The sequence below is a fragment of the Lysinibacillus telephonicus genome (genome assembly GCF_039654155.1).
Lineage (GTDB): Bacteria > Bacillota > Bacilli > Bacillales_A > Planococcaceae > Ureibacillus > Ureibacillus telephonicus.
Genome location: NZ_CP155468.1, coordinates 3,384,666 through 3,404,366 on the forward strand (window position 1 = coordinate 3,384,666; position 19,701 = coordinate 3,404,366).

Annotated in this window: 16 protein-coding genes and 1 riboswitch; of the genes, 1 reads left to right on the top strand and 15 read right to left on the bottom strand. The window is 36.6% G+C overall.

All coding sequences use genetic code 11. The annotated features are described in order from the left end of the window. Nucleotides 1–2: 2 nt before the first annotated feature. The 5 genes from sufC to gltB all read right to left on the bottom strand — a co-directional run bounded on the left by sufC (nt 3) and on the right by gltB (nt 10,606). Nucleotides 3–782 (bottom strand): Fe-S cluster assembly ATPase SufC, encoded by a 780-nt coding sequence (sufC, locus tag MKY04_RS16455; RefSeq protein WP_346234756.1) that lies wholly within the window; start codon nt 780–782, stop codon nt 3–5. Nucleotides 783–1,366: 584 nt separating this feature from the next. Next, complete coding sequence (locus MKY04_RS16460; protein ID WP_346234717.1) at nt 1,367–2,575, bottom strand: ISL3 family transposase; 1,209 nt, start codon at nt 2,573–2,575, stop codon at nt 1,367–1,369. A 227-nt stretch (nt 2,576–2,802) separates the two neighbouring features. Then, entirely contained in the window at nt 2,803–4,371 is a 1,569-nt protein-coding gene (locus tag MKY04_RS16465) for an IS1182 family transposase (RefSeq protein WP_346234597.1), read from the bottom strand. A 220-nt stretch (nt 4,372–4,591) separates the two neighbouring features. Further along, nucleotides 4,592–6,070 carry a glutamate synthase subunit beta gene (locus MKY04_RS16470; protein ID WP_346234757.1) on the bottom strand — a complete coding sequence of 493 codons (1,479 nt, stop codon included), beginning with the start codon at nt 6,068–6,070 and terminating at the stop codon, nt 4,592–4,594. Between the two features lie 15 nt (nt 6,071–6,085). Continuing rightward, nucleotides 6,086–10,606, bottom strand: a complete 4,521-nt coding sequence (gene gltB / locus MKY04_RS16475) for a glutamate synthase large subunit (protein WP_346234758.1) — start codon at nt 10,604–10,606, stop codon at nt 6,086–6,088. 119 nt (nt 10,607–10,725) lie between these two features. Between gltB and MKY04_RS16480 the strand changes: the two genes are divergently transcribed. Continuing rightward, on the top strand, nt 10,726–11,628 hold the full coding sequence (locus MKY04_RS16480; RefSeq protein WP_126294285.1) for a LysR family transcriptional regulator: 903 nt from the start codon (nt 10,726–10,728) through the stop codon (nt 11,626–11,628). Between the two features lie 50 nt (nt 11,629–11,678). Here the strand turns inward: MKY04_RS16480 and MKY04_RS16485 are convergent, their stop codons facing one another. The 10 genes from MKY04_RS16485 to MKY04_RS16530 form a co-directional block, all read right to left on the bottom strand. After that, nucleotides 11,679–12,539: a MetQ/NlpA family ABC transporter substrate-binding protein gene (locus MKY04_RS16485; protein WP_126294286.1), complete on the bottom strand. Its 861-nt coding sequence runs from the start codon at nt 12,537–12,539 to the stop codon at nt 11,679–11,681. A 71-nt stretch (nt 12,540–12,610) separates the two neighbouring features. Beyond that, on the bottom strand, nt 12,611–13,279 hold the full coding sequence (locus MKY04_RS16490) for a methionine ABC transporter permease (RefSeq protein ID WP_126294287.1): 669 nt from the start codon (nt 13,277–13,279) through the stop codon (nt 12,611–12,613). Beyond that, complete coding sequence (locus tag MKY04_RS16495; RefSeq protein WP_126294288.1) at nt 13,272–14,297, bottom strand: methionine ABC transporter ATP-binding protein; 1,026 nt, start codon at nt 14,295–14,297, stop codon at nt 13,272–13,274. Before MKY04_RS16495 ends, MKY04_RS16490 begins: the two co-directional genes overlap by 8 nt. A gap of 169 nt (nt 14,298–14,466) precedes the next feature. Further along, a riboswitch (SAM riboswitch) is annotated at nt 14,467–14,572 on the bottom strand. Between the two features lie 44 nt (nt 14,573–14,616). Next, entirely contained in the window at nt 14,617–14,937 is a 321-nt protein-coding gene (locus MKY04_RS16500) for a thioredoxin family protein (RefSeq protein WP_126294309.1), read from the bottom strand. Nucleotides 14,938–15,018: 81 nt separating this feature from the next. Then, nucleotides 15,019–15,375, bottom strand: coding sequence for a toprim domain-containing protein (locus tag MKY04_RS16505; RefSeq protein WP_126294289.1), 357 nt, complete (start codon nt 15,373–15,375; stop codon nt 15,019–15,021). Between the two features lie 336 nt (nt 15,376–15,711). Continuing rightward, on the bottom strand, nt 15,712–16,095 hold the full coding sequence (gcvH, locus tag MKY04_RS16510; RefSeq protein ID WP_126294290.1) for a glycine cleavage system protein GcvH: 384 nt from the start codon (nt 16,093–16,095) through the stop codon (nt 15,712–15,714). A gap of 80 nt (nt 16,096–16,175) precedes the next feature. Continuing rightward, nucleotides 16,176–16,529: an arsenate reductase family protein gene (locus tag MKY04_RS16515; RefSeq protein WP_126294291.1), complete on the bottom strand. Its 354-nt coding sequence runs from the start codon at nt 16,527–16,529 to the stop codon at nt 16,176–16,178. 321 nt (nt 16,530–16,850) lie between these two features. After that, on the bottom strand, nt 16,851–18,572 hold the full coding sequence (locus MKY04_RS16520) for a GMC family oxidoreductase (RefSeq protein ID WP_346234759.1): 1,722 nt from the start codon (nt 18,570–18,572) through the stop codon (nt 16,851–16,853). A 33-nt stretch (nt 18,573–18,605) separates the two neighbouring features. After that, complete coding sequence (locus MKY04_RS16525; RefSeq protein ID WP_346234760.1) at nt 18,606–19,379, bottom strand: gluconate 2-dehydrogenase subunit 3 family protein; 774 nt, start codon at nt 19,377–19,379, stop codon at nt 18,606–18,608. A 15-nt stretch (nt 19,380–19,394) separates the two neighbouring features. Then, nucleotides 19,395–19,652, bottom strand: a complete 258-nt coding sequence (locus tag MKY04_RS16530) for a hypothetical protein (protein ID WP_346234761.1) — start codon at nt 19,650–19,652, stop codon at nt 19,395–19,397. Nucleotides 19,653–19,701 lie beyond the last annotated feature (49 nt).

The window sequence follows — 19,701 nt, forward strand, 5'->3', positions numbered from 1 at the left end:
AATTATGCTTCTTGTTCAACTGTTTCGTCTTCAATACCTAGTTCTTTTTTAATCCAATCATAACCTTCAGCTTCAAGACGTTGAGCTAATTCTGGTCCACCAGATTTTACAACACGGCCTTGCATCATAACGTGTACTTGGTCTGGTGTGATGTAGTTAAGTAAGCGTTGGTAGTGAGTGATTGCAAGACAGCCAAATCCTTCACCGCGCATTTCGTTAATTCCTTTTGCAACGACTTTTAATGCGTCGATATCAAGACCTGAGTCAATTTCATCTAAGATTGCGAATGTTGGTTTGATCATCATTAATTGAAGAATTTCGTTGCGTTTCTTTTCCCCACCAGAGAAGCCTTCGTTTAGGTAACGTTGAGCCATATCTTGGTCCATTTCAAGGAAGTCCATTGTTTTATCTAGTTCACGGATAAATTTCATTAATGAAATTTCATCGCCTTCTTCGCGGCGTGCGTTAATTGCTGAACGGATGAAATCAGCGTTTGTAACCCCTGAAATTTCTGATGGATATTGCATTGCTAGGAATAAACCAGCTTTTGCACGCTCATCAACTTCCATTTCAAGCACGTTTTCGCCATCTATTTCAATAGTACCATGAGTAACTTCATATTTAGGATGACCCATGATAGCAGAAGCTAATGTTGATTTACCAGTACCATTAGGACCCATAATTGCATGGATTTCATTAGTATTAATTGTTAGGTTTACACCTTTTAAAATCTCCTTATCTTCAATTGAAACATGAAGATCTTTAATAACTAAAGTTGACATTAATAATTACCTCCGTAAGTTGTGCATTGAATGGTAGAACCATTTTTAATTTATTATCATTCTAATCTTAACCGAAAACAGCGAACCATGCAAAAGATTTATTCCACAAACATTACATTTCAGCTAAAACCATTAAAATATAGGCGTGTTATACATTTTTAATGTTTATAAGGAAAACAATGTTGATTAAAAGGGTGATCAATCATTTTCAATAATACATTTCTAATTGAGAATTCATTTCACCAATCACTTTTCATGAACGTTTAAACTACAGACTTGTTTAGTTTTCCGCTAACCAATATCATCCTATACATTTTAACTTTAAAATTATAGCAGTAAAATTGTGTTTTTAATATGTAGATTCCCGTTAAAAATTTAAATTCATAAGCTAAGAGTCAGAAGAACTCTCCTCCATCTGAGTACAATCAAAAAATTATAAAAAAAAGGTCCTTTGTCAAATGTTGGGGTAACACTTGAGAGAACAAGAGAATTTGAGTATAAGATTAACTTTTCCTGCCCATACATTTCTTCCGAAGCGTAGCGAGGAAGGAATGTATGGGTAGGTCGCGGCTCGCTTCGCTCCCTCACCCAACATACAACCCTATTTTTCTATACATGTGACCTAATAATATTTTTGCTTTAAAGTGCTCATATTTGCGGAAGCCATAAGCATTTCGCTTGAGCACTTTTGATTTATTGTTAATACCTTCTAAAAACCCGTTTGAATAGTTAAAGACAAAGCTATTTAAGATTTCTACCTGCCAGTTTTTTATCGTTTGAATACGTTTTATAAAAGATGGAATGTTTGCCTCTTCTACCTTGCGGTAAAACGCTTCTAAACCTTCCTTCACCTTTTGAATATTCTTCTCTTCCTTAGCTTGTGTAAACCACTTTTTATACGCTTCTTTTAACTCATAGGCTTTTTTTAATTCAGGTGATAATCCAAGATAACGGTTTAAATACCAACGCTCATCTTCTGTTAATTTTGCAGAGTTTTTATGTAAAACAAATCGCATACGTTTACATTTTTTGCGATCATAAGCATGCATTTCTTTTTGAACTTTCCTTCTGACGTCATCTAAAGCCCAATGAATATAACGACAATAATGGAATCGATCCGCTACAATGATTGGCTTTGCTAATGCTTGATGGACAGCTGCTTTAAAGCTTCCATTCATGTCCATCACAACAATTTCTACATCTTGTCCATATTTTTGTAAATATGTTTTTATCGTTTGTAGTCGCCGATTCGGCAAAATATCAATTGGTTCATGTGTTTCCGCATTTGCTATAATTAGCTGATATTCCCCGGCATCTGTATCTGCTTTATATTCATCAATGGCAATCGCCTTTGGTAAACGAAACCCTTCTGGTAACGCTGCTTTTGTCTGTTTATTGAATCTACGTAGTATCGTTGAAATGGATGTACTGAGTATCATTGCAGCATCTTTAAATGTTTTTGATTTAACCGATTGAATAATCATGGCTTGATTTGTTTCCTTAGAAAAACGCTGGTAACGCTCAACAAATGGGGCCTTTTCGGCAAATCGCTTCCCACAAATACAACGATAACGGCGGCATTTATACATCAATTGCGTTGAACGTCCCCACATTGGAAGATGCCCAATCTTACGCATTCGATAGTCATGTACTTTCGACGTCTTTTCACCACATGCTGGACAAATGTGTTCTTTTATGGGTATTGAAATATACACTAAAATTCTATTTTCTTGTTCAACAATTTCCTCAAGGTTTACTCCTTTTAATCCTGGTAAATGCATGTTAAAATTCATATTGCACAACTCACCTTTACTACTTGTTTCTCGTCAATTCAAGTATAGTAAAATAGGTGATGTTGTGCATTTTTATTTTAGAAATTGTTTAAAAACCCCAACATTTATTATAGAACCAAAAAAAAAACGGGGCTGGGACATAACTAGCTTCAAATAAAGAGAAAGGTGAATTTGAGTTCCCTCAAATTCACCTTTCTCTCTTTTTTCACATTAGTTCTTCTGTTCCCTTAGTTAATGGCCGTGAATTTTCTTAAATTCACGGCCATTAACGCAAGACCCATTTCATTTTCAACCTTCGATTTTCCTCGCACAGAAAATCGAGTGAAACGCAAATTAGCCTTCAAGAATCCAAAAACTGGCTCCACATCGATTTTGCGTTTTCGGTAGATGGCACTCGTTTTCTCTTCTGAAAGCTTCATTCTTACATATTCTTTTTGTTGTTCCCATTTTTCATTTACTATTAATTTTCGATTGTTGCCTTCTTTTGCTTTTGTACACAATGAACGGAATGGGCATCCAGAACAGTCTTCGCATTCGTAGATTTTGAACTTCCGTTGGAAGCCTGTACGGTCATTACGGATAGAATCATATTGAAATTCAAGACGTTTCTGATTAGGGCATGTATATGTATCTGTTTCTTCATCATATTCCCAGTTGTCGGGATTAAATTTGTTCTGTTTGTACTTTTTCTTTTGTTCCTTCAAATACATGTTATACGTAATTAGTGCTTCTCGTTTTCTGTTCGAAAGGATATCATGATAATTTTGTTCACTACCATACCCTGCATCTGCGACAATGTATTTCGGTAGTTCGAAATAATGTTGCTCAATTTCATCTAGAAATGGAATTAACGTACGTGTATCTGTTGGATTTGAAAATAAACTATAGGCTAAAGCGTATTGTCCCTCTGTCGCGATTTGTATATTATAACCAGCTTTCAATTGCCCGTTTTGCATATAATCATCTTTCATTCGCATAAATGTCGCATCGCGATCTGTTTTAGAATAGCTATTACGTGCGCCAAAAGTTTCAAAGTCTTGTTGGTATTTCTGCTTTCGTAAGACAAAATCAATCAACTGATTACGCACTTGTTTCGGATATTTGCGTGCACTTCTTAAAATTTTTCGTTTTTGGACATCTGATGAAGCCTCAATTTCCTTATCATACTCGGTTACGATATCGTCAACTTGTTGAACCAAATGAGCGAGTTCTTTTAATGATAACTGTTCATCGCTTTCACGTTCGATTTCAGGGATAATTTCTTTCTCAAGTAATTCATTGTATAGCTGGTTGGACTTTTCAATTAAACTTTGATGATATTTCTCAATCGATTTCTTCCATACAAACGTAAATTTATTTGCGTTCGCTTCAATCTTTGTACCATCGATAAAAATGGCTTCTTGATGGATTAGTTTTTCTTCAATCAATTGGCACCGGAATTGGACGAAACATTGGCGAATCAATTCTTTTACTTTTGGATGGACACGAAAACGATTGATTGTACGGTAGCTTGGTTCATACCCTTGAGCTAACCACATCATCCGAATACTATCTTTTAATAACGCTTCAATTTTGCGTCCTGAGAAGACAGATTGTGTGTAGGCACATAAGATAATTTTAAGCATCATGCGTGGATGATAGGCAGGACATCCCTCATTTCGGAGAAATGGTTCAAATGCTTCTGGAGGAATACTTTCCACTAAATGATGCACGTGGTAAGCAATATCATTTTTTTGTAATTTTACTTCTAATTCTAAAGGCAAAACGATTTGATTCATGTTATAATTTTTAAACATAAGGATCCTTCTTTCTGTATAATTTTGTTGTGGTGACTTAATTTTATCAGAAGTGGTCCTTATTTTTTATTTAAAATAATCAAAGCCGGTGAAATTTTACTTATCGTAAAATTTCACCGGCTTTTTCATCAGAGACGGGTTTTGTCCCAGCCTCATTCTTAAAACTATTTTAAAAACTATTTCGAAATAGAACTTTTTAATCAGCGCTATACTTCTCTTGTTATGCATTTACAGTAGTTGTTAAGTATTCGTGAACACTTGCAGCTACTGCGCGGCCTTCTTTTATAGCCCAAACGACTAAACTTTGACCGCGTCTTGCATCACCAGCAGCAAATACGCCTGGAACATTTGTTTCATAATCTTTTATAGAAGCTTGAATTCTGTTACTAACTAAATTAACACCAAATTGCTCTGGTAGTGGTTTTTCAACACCTTCAAATCCAATTGCAACAAATACATATTGTGCAGGCCAAACTTTTTCAGTACCCGGAAGCTCTTTAAAGTAATGGAATCCATCATCGCCTAATATTTTCTCCATTTGAATTGTATGGAGTTCTTTTACATTACCATTTTCATCCGATACAATTTTTTTCGTTTGGATGCAATATTCACGTGGATCGCGTCCTTTTACTGATGCCACTTCTTCATATGCATAATCTAATTTATAAAGATTAGGCTCTTGAGGCCACGGAGTATCTTCAGTTCTAGTTTTTTCAGCTTGAGGATGCTTCCCAAATTGGTATACAGAGCGACAATTTTGGCGAATTGCTGTTGCGACACAGTCCGCACCAGTATCTCCACCACCAATTACAATAACATCTTTGCCTTTTACATCGATCGCTTTACCATCTTTAAAATTAGAATCAAGCAAACTTTGTGTAACACCAGTTAGGTAATCCATTGCTAAATGAACACCTTTTGATTCACTGCCCTCTAAGTGAAGAACACGCTGCTTTTGAGCACCAATACATAAAATAACTGCATCAAATTGTGCTTTTAGATCATCTGCTGTTATATCTTTGCCGATTTCAGTATTCAATACAAAATCGACTCCCTCTTGGCGAAGCAAATTCACTCGGCGCTCAATTACATCCTTTTCAAGCTTCATATTTGGGATACCATACATTAATAAACCGCCTGGACGATCTGCTCTTTCATAAACTGTTACGCTATGACCGAGCTGGTTTAATTGGTCTGCTGCAGCCAATCCTGCAGGCCCAGAGCCAACAACTGCAATTTTTTTGCCTGTACGATTTTGTGGAATACGTGGAACAATCCAATTATTTTCAAAACCTTTATCAATAATGGAACGTTCAATCGACTTAATCGCAACAGCTGGATCTGTTATCGCTAGTGTACAAGAGCTTTCACAAGGCGCTGGACAAACGCGCCCTGTAAACTCTGGAAAGTTATTCGTCATGTGAAGACGGTCTAACGCTTCCTTCCATTGCCCTTTATAAACTAAATCATTCCATTCAGGAATTACGTTTTGGATTGGACAGCCCGCAGCTGCACCACGTATTTCAATACCCATATGACAGAAAGGTGTGCCGCAATCCATGCAACGAGCACCTTGCGTTTGCAATGATTCATCTGACAGCCTTGCAGCATATTCATTCCAATTCGAAATACGCTCTAGTGGAGGCTGTTCTTTCGTCTTTTCCCTTTTAAATTCCATAAATCCTGTTGGTTTCCCCATGCCTAGAACCTCCTCTTATTTGGAAATGGCTAATTCTTTAGCGCCAGTTGTTTCAACAAATGCTTGCATTGCTGATTGCGACTCTGTTAATCCTTGGAACTTATGATAATTAATCTTTTCAAGCATCGCTTTATAATCAGTTGGTACAACTTTCACAAACTTCGGTACAAATTGCTCCCATTTTGCAAGGATGTCTAACGCAATTGTACTTTCCGTATGTTCTAAATGCTTAATGATCATAGAGCGTACAGCTTCAATTTCTGTTTTATCTTCTAAACGTTCGAACTGAATCATTTCCATATTGCATTTTTCTTTGAAGTCAGCTTCATTTGATGGTAATACATATGCAACACCACCAGACATACCTGCTGCAAAGTTTTTCCCTACATCCCCTAAAATAACGACACGTCCGCCAGTCATATATTCACAGCCATGGTCTCCAATCCCTTCGACAACAACGTTTGCACCACTGTTGCGAACTGCAAAACGTTCTCCTGCTCGACCGTTAATATAAGCTGTACCGCTAGTTGCACCGTATAAACATACGTTACCAGCAATAACGTTTCTCTCTTGTTCACCTTTAATTGGAGCAATCGCCACTAATTTACCACCTGATAATCCTTTACCAAAGTAGTCATTGACGTCTCCTACACAAGATAACGTCATACCACGTGGAACAAATGCACCGAAACTTTGACCAGCATGACCAGTAAATTTCAACTTAATTGTTTCGTCATTTAGACCTTTTTCTCCGTACTTTTTCGAAATTTCACTTCCGATAATTGTACCTACAACGCGGTCAGTATTTTTAATTTCGTATTGTAATTCAATTGGTTCTTTCTCTTTAATACTGTTTTCTACTTTTGGCAGAAGCTCACGAATATCGAATGTTTCATCAATACGAAGATCTTGATTTGTTTGTTTTGTACGAGTTCCTTGTACTTGGTATAGCAATGCAGATAAATCTAATTGGCTCGCCTTCCAATGTGATTTAGCACGGTCACTTACTTGTAATACATCTGTGCGGCCAACCATCTCTTCAATAGTACGGAAGCCTAAAGCTGCCATATATTCACGCATTTCTTCAGCAACAAAGCGCATGTAATTGACAACATGGTCAGCTGTCCCCATGAATTTCGCACGCAACTCCGGATTTTGTGTTGCAACACCAACCGGACATGTATCCAGGTGACAAGCACGCATCATAATACATCCAAGAACGATTAGCGGCGCTGTTGCAAAACCGAATTCCTCTGCTCCAAGTAATGCTGCCATTACAACATCTTTACCTGTCATTAACTTACCGTCAGTTTCTAATGTTACGCGTTCACGAAGGCCATTTAACATTAATGTTTGATGAGCCTCAGCTAAACCAAGTTCCCAAGGCAACCCTGTATGTTTAATTGAAGTTTTTGGTGATGCACCTGTCCCTCCGTCGTAACCAGAAATAACGATAACATCTGCTCCACCTTTTGCTACACCTGCTGCTATCGTACCAACACCAGCTTTTGCAACAAGTTTTACTGAAATTCGTGCATCACGGTTTGCATTTTTCAAATCGTAAATTAGTTCTGCCAAATCTTCAATTGAATAAATATCATGGTGTGGAGGAGGTGAGATTAAACCTACACCTGGAGTTGAACCACGAACTTCTGCAACCCATGGATATACTTTATTACCAGGTAATTGTCCACCTTCACCAGGCTTTGCTCCTTGCGCCATTTTGATTTGCAATTCTTTTGCATTTACTAAATAATGCGATTTCACACCGAAGCGTCCTGATGCAATTTGTTTAATAGCACTATTGCGATTATCGCCATTTTCATCAACCGTGAAACGACCAGCATCTTCTCCACCTTCACCTGAGTTAGAACGGCCACCTAAACGGTTCATTGCAATAGCTAATGTTTCATGCGCTTCTTTTGAAATTGAACCAAAAGACATAGCACCTGTTTTAAAACGTTTTACAATTGAATCGACTGATTCTACTTCATCCAAAGGAATTGATTTATTCGACTTTTTAAATTCAAATAAATTACGTAAAAATCCGATACGCTCTTCATTTGCCATTTCTGCATACATTCTATATAAACCAAAATCATTTCTTCTTGTAGCAGTTTGTAATGTATGGATTGTTTTTGGATTAAAGGCATGGTGTTCACCACTTGCACGCCATTGGAAATCACTTCCAGAATCAAGTAAATCACTTTTCGATTCAAGTGCTAACTTATGACGGCGCTTTGCTTCTTCGCCAATTGTTTCAAGACCAATCCCATCAATTTGCGATGCAGTACCTGTGAAATATTTATCAATTACTTCCTTGCTGATACCAACAGCCTCAAATATTTGAGCACCACGATAAGATTGAACTGTTGAAATACCCATCTTTGACATTACTTTTACTACACCATCTGCTATACCTTTGCGATATTTCTTAACCGCATCATCATAGCTAATTGTTAAATGCTCTGATTCGATAGATTGTTTAATTGAGGCATATGCTAAATACGGATTAATTGCATCTGCACCAAAACCAATCAATGCAGCAAAGTGATGAACCTCTCTTGCTTCACCGCTATTTGCCAAAATACTTACTTGCGTACGTTTACCTGTACGAACTAAGTACTGATGCAGGGCACTTACAGCAAGTAAAACTGGAACTGTTGGCGTGTTTACATCATCCAGTTCATCAGATAATACTAATAAGGAAATTCCTTCTTCAATCGCTGAATCAGCCTCTTTAAAAATTCGTTCTAATTCGTTTTCTAATGAATTTTCAAACTGTAATGTAATGATTGAATTTTGGAAATATTTATTATCTAAACCTACTAATTCTTCTAATTCGCCATTTGTTAGAATAGGAGTCTCTAAGAAGATGCGTCTAGCATTGTCCGCATTTGGATGCAATAAGTTCCCTTCAGCTCCTAAAAGTGTCATTGTTGAAGTAACAATATGTTCACGAATCGAATCGATTGGTGGATTTGTTACTTGTGCAAACAATTGTTTAAAGTAGTTAAACAAAGACTGTGGTCGATCAGATAATACAGCTAATGGTGAATCATTCCCCATCGAACCAATTGGATCTTTTCCACTGCTCGCTATTGGAACAATATATTTATGAATATCTTCAAATGTATAGCCAAATGACTTTTGGCGTAATGTTAATTGATCCACTTCTTTTGGCAATTCTTCCTTTGAATCAACTGTAACTAAATTATCCTCAAGCCATCCTTTGTAGTCTTGTGCATTTGCCATTTCACTTTTTAGCTCTTCATCAGAAATAATCTTTCCTTGTTCTAAATCGATTAACAGCATGCGGCCTGGACTTAAACGTTCTTTATATAATACGTTCTCTTCATCAATATCAACTACACCTACCTCTGATGAAAAGACAATCATATCATCCTTCGTTACATAGTAGCGAGCTGGTCGTAAACCGTTGCGATCTAAAATCGAACCGATTTGCTTGCCGTCTGTAAAACAGATTGCTGTTGGACCATCCCATGGTTCCATTAATGTAGAATGATATGCATAAAATGCTTTTTTCTCTTCAGAAATATGTGGGTTTTCAGTCCATGGCTCAGGGATTAACATCATTGCAGTATGTGCTGGAGTACGGCCTGCTAATACGAAAAATTCAAATGCATTATCTAACATTGAGGAGTCAGAGCCTGTATTATCAATAATTGGCAATAGCTTTTGTAAATCGTCTCCAAAGCTTTCTGAAATAAATTGTTGCTCTCGAGCAGTCATCCAGTTAATATTTCCACGCAATGTATTGATTTCTCCATTGTGTACAATATAACGGTTTGGATGTGCACGTTCCCAGCTTGGGAATGTATTTGTAGAGTAGCGTGAGTGAACGATTGAAAATGCAGAAATAAAGCTTTCGTCTTGTAAATCCATATAAAACTCACTTACTTCTTCTGGAGTTAACAATCCTTTAAATACCATTGTTTGACTTGACATGCTTGGGCAATAAAATTTCTTGCCGTTTTCTTTCGCCCAAAATTCTGCTTGCTTGCGGATTAAATACAATTTGCGTTCAAAGGCCAAAGTATCTTTTACATTTTTGGCTTTTATAAAAACTTGACGAACAACTGGGGCAGTTGATTTAGCAATATCACTTAAATTCCCCTTATTTGTAGGAGCTGTTCTCCAACCGATTAACGTTTGCCCTTCTTGTTCAATCAATTCGTTGATTTTTTGTTCAATGGATTCTCTCTCTCTAATATCCTCTGTAAAAAACAATTGACCAACACCATACTCACCCTTAGCCGGCAAGTTCAGTTCTGGACAATTCATTTTAAAAAATGCATCAGGAATTTGTACCATTAATCCGGCACCATCACCTGTTTTGCCATCACCGCCGCGCCCTGCACGGTGGTCTAAACGACATAACATTTCTAATCCATTTTTTACGATTTCATGTGATGCGCGTCCCTTAATATTTGCATAAAAACCTATCCCACAAGCATCATGCTCAAAACTTGGAGAATAAAGGCCTTGTGCGTTCGGTAGTTGATGAAAAGTCATGTAATTCCCCCCAAATCTTCGTAAATACCTTATTTACATTGTAAAGTTTTTAGAATAATATAAACAATATATAGTTTGGATTGAATTAATCTACTTTTTAGATAAATGAGGTGAAAACGTTGGAATTACGCCAATTGCGGTACTTTGTTGAGGTTGCGGAGCGTGAACATATTTCTGAAGCTGCCGAACATTTACACGTCGCCCAGTCAGCCATCAGCCGACAAATTGCGAACTTAGAGGATGAGCTTGGTACAGTGCTTTTTGAACGAGTAGGCAGAAATGTAAAACTTACACCAATAGGTAAAATCTTTTTGGAACATAGTGTTACTGCCTTGAAGGCAATTGATTTTGCGGTTAAACAGGTAGAAGAATATTTAGATCCAGCAAAAGGTACCATTAAAATCGGATTTCCAACAAGTTTAGCCAGTTATGTATTGCCAACTGTAATTTCTGCCTTTAAAAAAGAATATCCTGATGTTTTATTCCATTTGCGTCAAGGCTCATATCGTTATTTGATTGATGCTGTAAAAAACCGTGAATTAAACTTAGCTTTTTTAGGACCTGTTCCTGCCAAAGACGAAAGCATTAATACAATGATTCTTTTTAGCGAGAACATTCACGCCCTCCTTCCCGCTAATCATTCTTTGGTAAAGAAGGAAAAATTAAATTTAATTGATTTACGCAAAGAAAATTTCGTTTTATTTCCTGAAGGCTATATTTTAAATGAAGTCGTTGTTGATGCATGTAAATCTGCTGGATTTGTTCCAACTGTAACATCTGAAGGGGAGGATATGGATGCCTTAAAAGGATTGGTTGCAGCAGGTATAGGAATTACACTACTTCCTGAAAGCTCACTATATGATTCAACACCACGATTTACTGTCAAAATGCCTATTGAAAGCCCAAATATTATGCGAACTGTCGGAATAATTTACCCGACAAATCGTGAGCTTGCACCGTCAGAACAAGTATTTTTGAAATTTGTAAATACTTTCTTCTCACGACTTAATCGATTTTTATAAATAAAAGAAAAGCCCATTTGCTTCGAGAGCGAATGAGCTTTTCTTTTATTTTATTCACTTACAGGTACTACTGCGCCGCCCCATTCTTCAAGAATGAAGTTTTGAATTTCTTCAGAGCGTAATACTTCAACTAATTTTTTAATTGCATCATTATCTTTATCTTCAGAACGAACTGCGATTACGTTTACATATGGAGACTCTGAATCTTCAATCGCAATTGAATCTTCAATTGGGTTGATGCCAGCGTCGATAGCGAAGTTTGAGTTAATAACTACCGCATCTCCTTCTTCATTTTCATAGTAAGTAACCATCATTTCAGGTGCATCAGTTGCCTCAATTTTTAAGTTTTTAGGGTTCTCAACAATATCATCAAGAGTTGCTGCAGTTTTATCAATACCTTCTTTTAATTTAATTAAACCATTTGCTTCTAGTAAAGATAAAATGCGGCCATGGTCAGGGACTGAGCTTGAAATAAGAATTGTTGCCCCTTCTGGAAGTTCATCTAAAGATGCATACTTTTTAGAATAAATTCCCATTGGTTCAATATGAATTCCGCCAGCATTTACTAAATCATAGCCTTCTTCAGCATTTTTTTGCTCTAAAAACGGAATATGTTGGAAATAGTTTGCGTCAATATCTCCATTTGCTAAATCTTGGTTCGGCAAAATATAATCTTGGTATTCTTCAATTTCTAATTCAATACCTTGTTCAGCTAAAAGTGGTTTTGCTTGTTCCAAAATTATAGCATGAGGTGTATGAGAAGCACCTACAGTTAAAGTAACAGTTTCTGATTCTTTTGCAGCATCATCTTCAGCAGCTCCATCTGTAGAAGAAGTATCTTCTTTAGTACCACATGCAGCTAAAGCTAAAACAATTACTGATAAAACTAGAAATGATAAAAATTTCTTCATCTTTTGTTTCCCTTCTCTCTTTTAATGTTCTATGTGAACGGATCTATACCGTATGCACCAAAATTGTTTGTTTACCGCTTATCAGTTTTTGTCGTTACAAAGTCTCCAATAAATTGAATGACAAATACAACTATTAAAATAAATATTGTTGCCATAAGCGTTACATCTTCACGGCTGCGCTGGAATCCATCGATAAATGCTAAGTTTCCTAATCCGCCAGCACCAATAATACCAGCCATTGCTGTATAACCTACCAATGTAACAGCTGTTACTGTAATCCCTGATAAAAGTGCAGGTAATGCTTCAGGGATGAGCACTTTCCAAATAATTGTCGAAGTTTTTGCCCCCATTGAACGAGCTGCTTCTATTACACCTTTGTCAATTTCTCTCAACGCGATTAATACCATTCTGGCATAAAATGGGGCAGCACCGACAATAAGTGCAGGTAATGCTGCATTAACCCCACGGATTGTCCCAAGTAAAAACTTTGTAAATGGAATTAATAAAATAATTAATACGATAAATGGAATAGAGCGGAAAATATTTACCAGCGATCCAGTTATAAAGTTTGCCACTTTATTTGCCCAAACTTGATGTGGGCTAGTTAAAAATAATAGAATCCCAATAGCTAATCCAAGAACAAATGTTGCACCAGTTGAGATGATCGTCATATAAAGGGTGTCATATGTAGCTTGCCACATATCCTCCCAACTTACATTTGGAAATAATGTACTAAGCATGTTCAATCACCTCCGTTTGAATTTCATTTGATTTAAGGAGATTTAATGCTTGTACAACATTTGAGTTTTCTCCATCAATTTGAACAATTAATGTTCCATATGGTCCATTTGCTGTTTGCGAAATATTCCCGTGAACAATATTTACTTCTACATCAAATTGCTTAATTAGCTGTGAAATAATTGGCTGTTCTGTTTTGTTGCCAATAAACGTTAATTTTACAATTTTCCCTGTTGGATAGTTTGCTAAAACCTGTTCGATTGATACTTTAGTCTCTTTTGTTCCCGAAACCTGCATTACGAAATTTTTTGTTATTTCAGCTTGCGGATTTTGGAATACTCGGAGTACCTCGCCTGTTTCCACAATTCGTCCAGCTTCCATCACTGCAACACGATGGCAAATTTTTTGAATTACATGCATTTCATGTGTAATAAGAACAATTGAAAGGCCTAAACGCTTATTAATATCAAGTAAAAGCTCTAGTATTGAATCCGTTGTTTCTGGATCTAATGCACTCGTCGCTTCGTCACAAAGTAATACTTCTGGATTGTTTGCAAGAGCTCTAGCAATGCCGACACGCTGCTTTTGTCCACCTGATAATTGTGATGGATATGCGTTTTCTCTGCCAGATAATCCAACTAAATCAATCAGCTCTTTTACTTTCTTTGCTCGTTCGCTTTTCGCTACACCTGCAATTTCTAATGGAAATGCAATATTCTCTGCAACTGTACGAGACCATAACAAATTAAAATGTTGGAAAATCATACTTATCTTTTGGCGAGCAAGGCGCAATTTACTCCCTGATATAGATGAAATTTGTTGACCATTTACATTAACTGTTCCACTTGTTGGCTTTTCAAGACCATTTAACAATCGAATTAATGTACTTTTTCCGGCACCGCTGTAACCGATAATTCCAAAAATTTCACCTTTATTAATCGTCAAATTGACATCTTGAACAGCAGTCAGCTCGCCATTCTTCGTTTTATATACTTTTGTTATATCCTTTAATTCGATCATATTTGTACTCCTTTAAGATACGCTGTTACGTATTTGTACCGCGACAAAGCATTATAATATTCTCTATACTTTTCTAGCATATATACTTAATTTAATTTAAAATAAAACCCCTTCTACACAGATAAGTAGAAGGGGCATCGTACATTGTTATGTTTATACGCTAACCGTTCTCTTATCTTTCAAAGTATCCACTTCGCGTGACTTGGCACCTTTTCACATATTGTGATGGTTGCCGGGTTTCATAGGGCACTTCCCTCCACCGCTCTTTATAAGAGTTACGATATTAAATTTTAAATATTACGAATGTAACTTTATCATGTTAGTTTGATATAGTCAACATTTTTTTCAACTTTTCATATAGGTATGGTACGGATTGGAAAGCATACACTTTTTCAACAATTTCTCCATTATTACTAATGAGTAAGCATGGAACACTTTCGATTTGATAGTCAAATGCAAGTTCTTCTATAAAATTGATATTAGCTTTTCCAATTGGAACTTCAGGCAATAACTTTTCGATTACTTCCATCATCTTAGATGCTACGGCACAAGTACCACACATTGGCGTATATAAATAGAACGCTGCTAAATTATTTTGCTTTATCGTTTGCTCCCAATGTTGTTTTGTCCACTCTTCCATTGTTATCAGTCCTACTATCATTAATTTAATCAAGTACTAGAATTTATAACTCTCCTCAGGCTTCTATGCAAGATTAAGGTTTTACGCCTCACTGGATGAGGATAAATATTGTTTATGAACAGAAAATTTAGCTTCACTTAACAGATGAGCCAACACTTTCTTCGGTGCATTGGCAACCTCAATATATGTTCTAGGAATACAAAGATGGATAGCCTCTGAATAAATTCTTTTCGTTAGCTTTCTCAACTTCTCTCCCGAATTATCTGCATCAAATAAAGTATAAAGTTTACATTCTTCAAAAGGCTCAAGCAAATCTAGCAATGCATCTTCACTTATAGTACCATTTGTACAAATGATTTTTACGTCTTCAGCAAAGATTGGTGCAATGTTCAACTTATCCGATCGACCCTCAACAATTATACACTTTTCAACAGTCATTTGCTCACCCCACGGTTTGTAAGTAATATAAGCTAAAAATGAAGAGCATAAACACCCTTAGCTGCGCTACTCTAAAACGTAATATCATAGATCTAGCCGATTATGCTTTTTTCTTATCCCTAAGCTTGGTCGTCATCAACGTCTAAGAGACTATTGGCTGAAATCACATAGTTAATTTCATTAGCTTGGAGAAGGCCTCGATCAGCTGGGTGGCTTGCGCTAACACTCTTCAATAAAAATTATATTTCTTATTTTTAAAAAGAAGGTGGTTTAATATTATATTTTATTGTAAAAAAAACGCCAGTGTTATTCTGGCGTTTTTTATATATCATATTCTTATTCAGCATCAATTAATTCATCATATTGCTCAGGAGTTAATAAAGCTTCAACTTCTGAAACATCTGTCGGTTCCACAACAATCATCCATGCCTTGTCATATGGAGAATCATTAACGAATTCTGGGTTATCTTCTAGTTCAGAATTTACTTCAACCACTTTTCCTGAAATAGGCGCATATAGCTCTGAAACTGTTTTAACAGACTCAACACTACCGAATGGTTCGTTCAATTGAATCTCGTCACCGATTTGCGGTAATTCAACAAATACGATATCACCTAATTCAGATTGTGCAAAATGCGTAATACCAACGCGTACTTTTCCATCTTCAACTTTTACCCATTCGTGCTCTTTTGAGTAACGTAAATCTTTCGGTGTGCTCACTCAAAACCCCTCCAATTTATGTAGTTCCATCAAGTTCAGTGTGACATATTTTTTTGGTAAAAACAAGTTAGTAAAGCTCATTATTTCCAAGATTCTATGAATTCCTGCTCTTTAAATCCTAATGTCACTTTTTGTCCATCTGTTACAATTGGACGTTTAATTAACATTCCATCTGAGGCAAGAAGTTCCAACTGCTCATCTTCAGTCATTGTTGTTAATTTATCCTTTAAACCTAAAGATTTATACTTCATACCAGATGTATTAAAAAATTTCTTAAGTGGAAGTCCACTTTTTTCCCATAAAGATTTTAATTGCTCTTTCGTCGGTGTTTGTTCCACAATATGTAATGCTTCGTATTTGATTCCGTTCTCATCTAACCATTTTTGTGCTTTCTTACAAGTTGTGCATCGTGGGTAATGAATAAATTGTAGCATTTGCAAAAAGCTCCTTTAACTAATGTTATTTATCTAATAAAGATATTAACTTAAATAGTAATAAATTGCGAAATTTTTCTTAGCAGATATATAAGTTGAAGAGCCATTACAATAAATAATATTCTAACAATCGTCGTACAAAACAATATGTACAATTCAAAAGCCGATGCAAACTGAACTGACCAAAAAAAGTAGATTGGTGTCTAACTTTTAAAGGGCATATCCTACAGATATTACCTCGGCTTTTGAGGGAAAAATGTCTGGAATCCAGATAATCGCCGTTTCTCCCATAAGGCATTGCTGGCTTTTTTTAAATATATATTATACTAATAATCCGCCGCCATTTTTAATGTATTGTTGAATACCTTCTGCAGCTCTGTATGACAATGCACCTAGAGTACCAGTCGGATTGAAACAAGAGTTATGAGGGAATGCCGATGCACCTACTACGAAAACGTTTTCTACTTCCCACATTTGAAGATAGGTATTTAGTGCAGAAGTTTCACGATCTGCCCCCATAATTACCCCGCCAGTATTATGAGTATTTGTATCCTTATTTACACTGAAATTTCCTTGTTCTTCAGCTGTTTCAATAATATCAGCACCAATTTTTTCACCGATTTCACGAGTTTTTTGCGCCATGAATTTTACCATTTCACGGTCATTATCTGTGTATTCAAAAGTCATTCGAAGTAATGGATAACCCCAAGCGTCTTTGAATTCTGGGTCCAAGTCTAAATAGTTTTCACGATGTGGCATGCTCGCCCCTTGAGTTTTAACTGGAAAGTTTGCGTTAGCATATTTAATAGATTGTTTCTTAAATTCTAAGCCCCAGTTTGGAGTCCCTTTTGGTACACGGTTCACTGCGATTGGACGATCACCGTATTGTGTTGAACGAATACCGGCACCGTGGATGAAGTTTACATCAGAATGATCAAAGTTATCACCCATCCACTCTGCAATTTCTATCCCTAAAGCACCGGCACCACCATATAAGTTAAATTGACGGTCTTCGAAGAATAATTGAGTTGTTCCACCGGTTACTTGGTAGCAATAGTTTTTACCGATTGTTCCCCTTCCAGTTCTCGGGTTGTATGGTGTACCTAAATTCGAATTTAATAATAACCTAGTATTATTAAACACATAAGAAGCAACAACAACAACATCAGCTGGCTGTTCAAAACGCTCCCCTGTTAGCATATCAACGTAAATAACACCTGTTGCTTTTCCACCCGAAGAAGTAATTTCTAATACGTTTGCATGTGTACGTAAATCTAGTTTTCCAGTTTGTTTAGCAACCGGGATTACTGTTACTGCAGGGTCTCCTTTAGCTCCGTATTCACAACCAAAGTTCTCACAGTATGCACAATATTGACATGCTCCACGTGCAATACCATCTGGATTTGTGTAATTTTCTGAAAGGTTTGCAGCAGGCATTACAAACGGTTTATAACCAAGAGATTTAGCTGCCTCTTCAAAAGTTTTCATTAAAGGAGTCTTTACTAAAGGGCCTGTTGGATATGGATTTTTACGTGGTCCCCAAAGTTCTGGTACCTCTTCACCTGAAATACCCGCCATTTTTTCGAACTTATCATAGTAGGGCTCCATTTCATCGTAAGTAATTCCCCAGTCCTGCAACGTCATCCACTCTGGAATTTTCCCTTTACCATAACGTTCTATTGTTTGTGAACGAATTTCGAAGTCATAGGGTAAGAAGCGATATGTTTGTCCATTCCAGTGAGAACCTGCTCCACCAACACCGTCGCCAACAATAAATGTTCCATAATAGCGCATTGGCAGTGCTTTACCTTCAATTGTATTACGATACGTAATGGTTTCTTTTGATAAGTCTTGCATAAGTTCTGTTCTGTGTTGATAACGAAGTTCATCGTGAACCATTGTATAGTCAGCTGTTGTACGATCTTTACCACGTTCTAAGCCAACAACATTGATTCCTGCTTTTGTTAACTCTGCTGATACAATACCACCTGCCCAACCCATTCCTATTACAACTACAGGTACTTTTTCTAATTTGGTTGCCATCTATCATTAGTCCTTTCTATGCTGTCGATTTCATTAGCTCATGTGGCTGCTTAAGCCCTCTGGTTTCAACTCGATAAATTCATCACTTTGAATTTCGTTTACATATTGCATACGTGTTCCCGGATATTTACGCATTGCCCAGCCTTGCATTTCATTGTTACCACCATACATTGGATCAGCATAAACACCTTCTATCGTCATTGTACGTAGTAAGCTGAAAAATTCAGCCGAACTAGTATCACCATAAAGTGTTACATTTCCTTCACTAAAGGCTGTTAACACTTCATCTTGTTGTTCTGGTTCTAATCCAGTAAATACCGCATCAAAGTTTTGTTTAGAATATTCATCTAATGCTTCTAAACCAGCTCTAAATAAGTCTTTACGTAATAAAACAGTTTGAGGACTTTGGTTTTCAGCTGGCTTATAAAATGCACCTAGACGGTAATCTTTTACATTATTTCCCCATTGGCCTGCTAATTGGTGATCAATATAAATTGCTGCACCTAATTCTTTTGCCCCGGGTCCGTTTTCATCTTCAGGATAGATTCGCTCTACAGCTGCTGCGGCTGTTTGATACTCAGCAGGTGTAAAAAACATTAACGCATGGTTGTACTGAGTAACTGCTCCACCATGTGTTGACTCTTCAGTTGGAGTTGGAGTTGGAGTAGTTGTATCATTGTTATTTTTTACAAAAAGGCTTGTGACGGCTCCTCCAAGAACTAAACCACCAAGTGTTAAACCTGAATTTTTTATAAAATTGCGTCTTGTTGAACGTTTTTCTGTAAAGCTATTTTTCTTTTCTGACATACTGACTCCTCCTTATTAACCAAATAAAGTTCCAAAATTAAAATATATTGAGAACACAACTGCTGTAACAATGATTGTTAACATAAAAGCTACATGTTCAGCTCCTAACCAACATCCTATGATAATGGATAAACCAACAGCTGAACCGATTAGTGCAAAAGCAGGCACTGCCCCGTAGTAATTTTCAATTGATAATGCATAACCAGCAGTTAGTGTGATTCCCGCTAACACTTGGATGATTAGAAATAGTTCTTCTTTGTTATACTCTGACATAATATCCTTCCTTACCCTTGTGTAATAAATTCTTACTAGTTTGTATTTC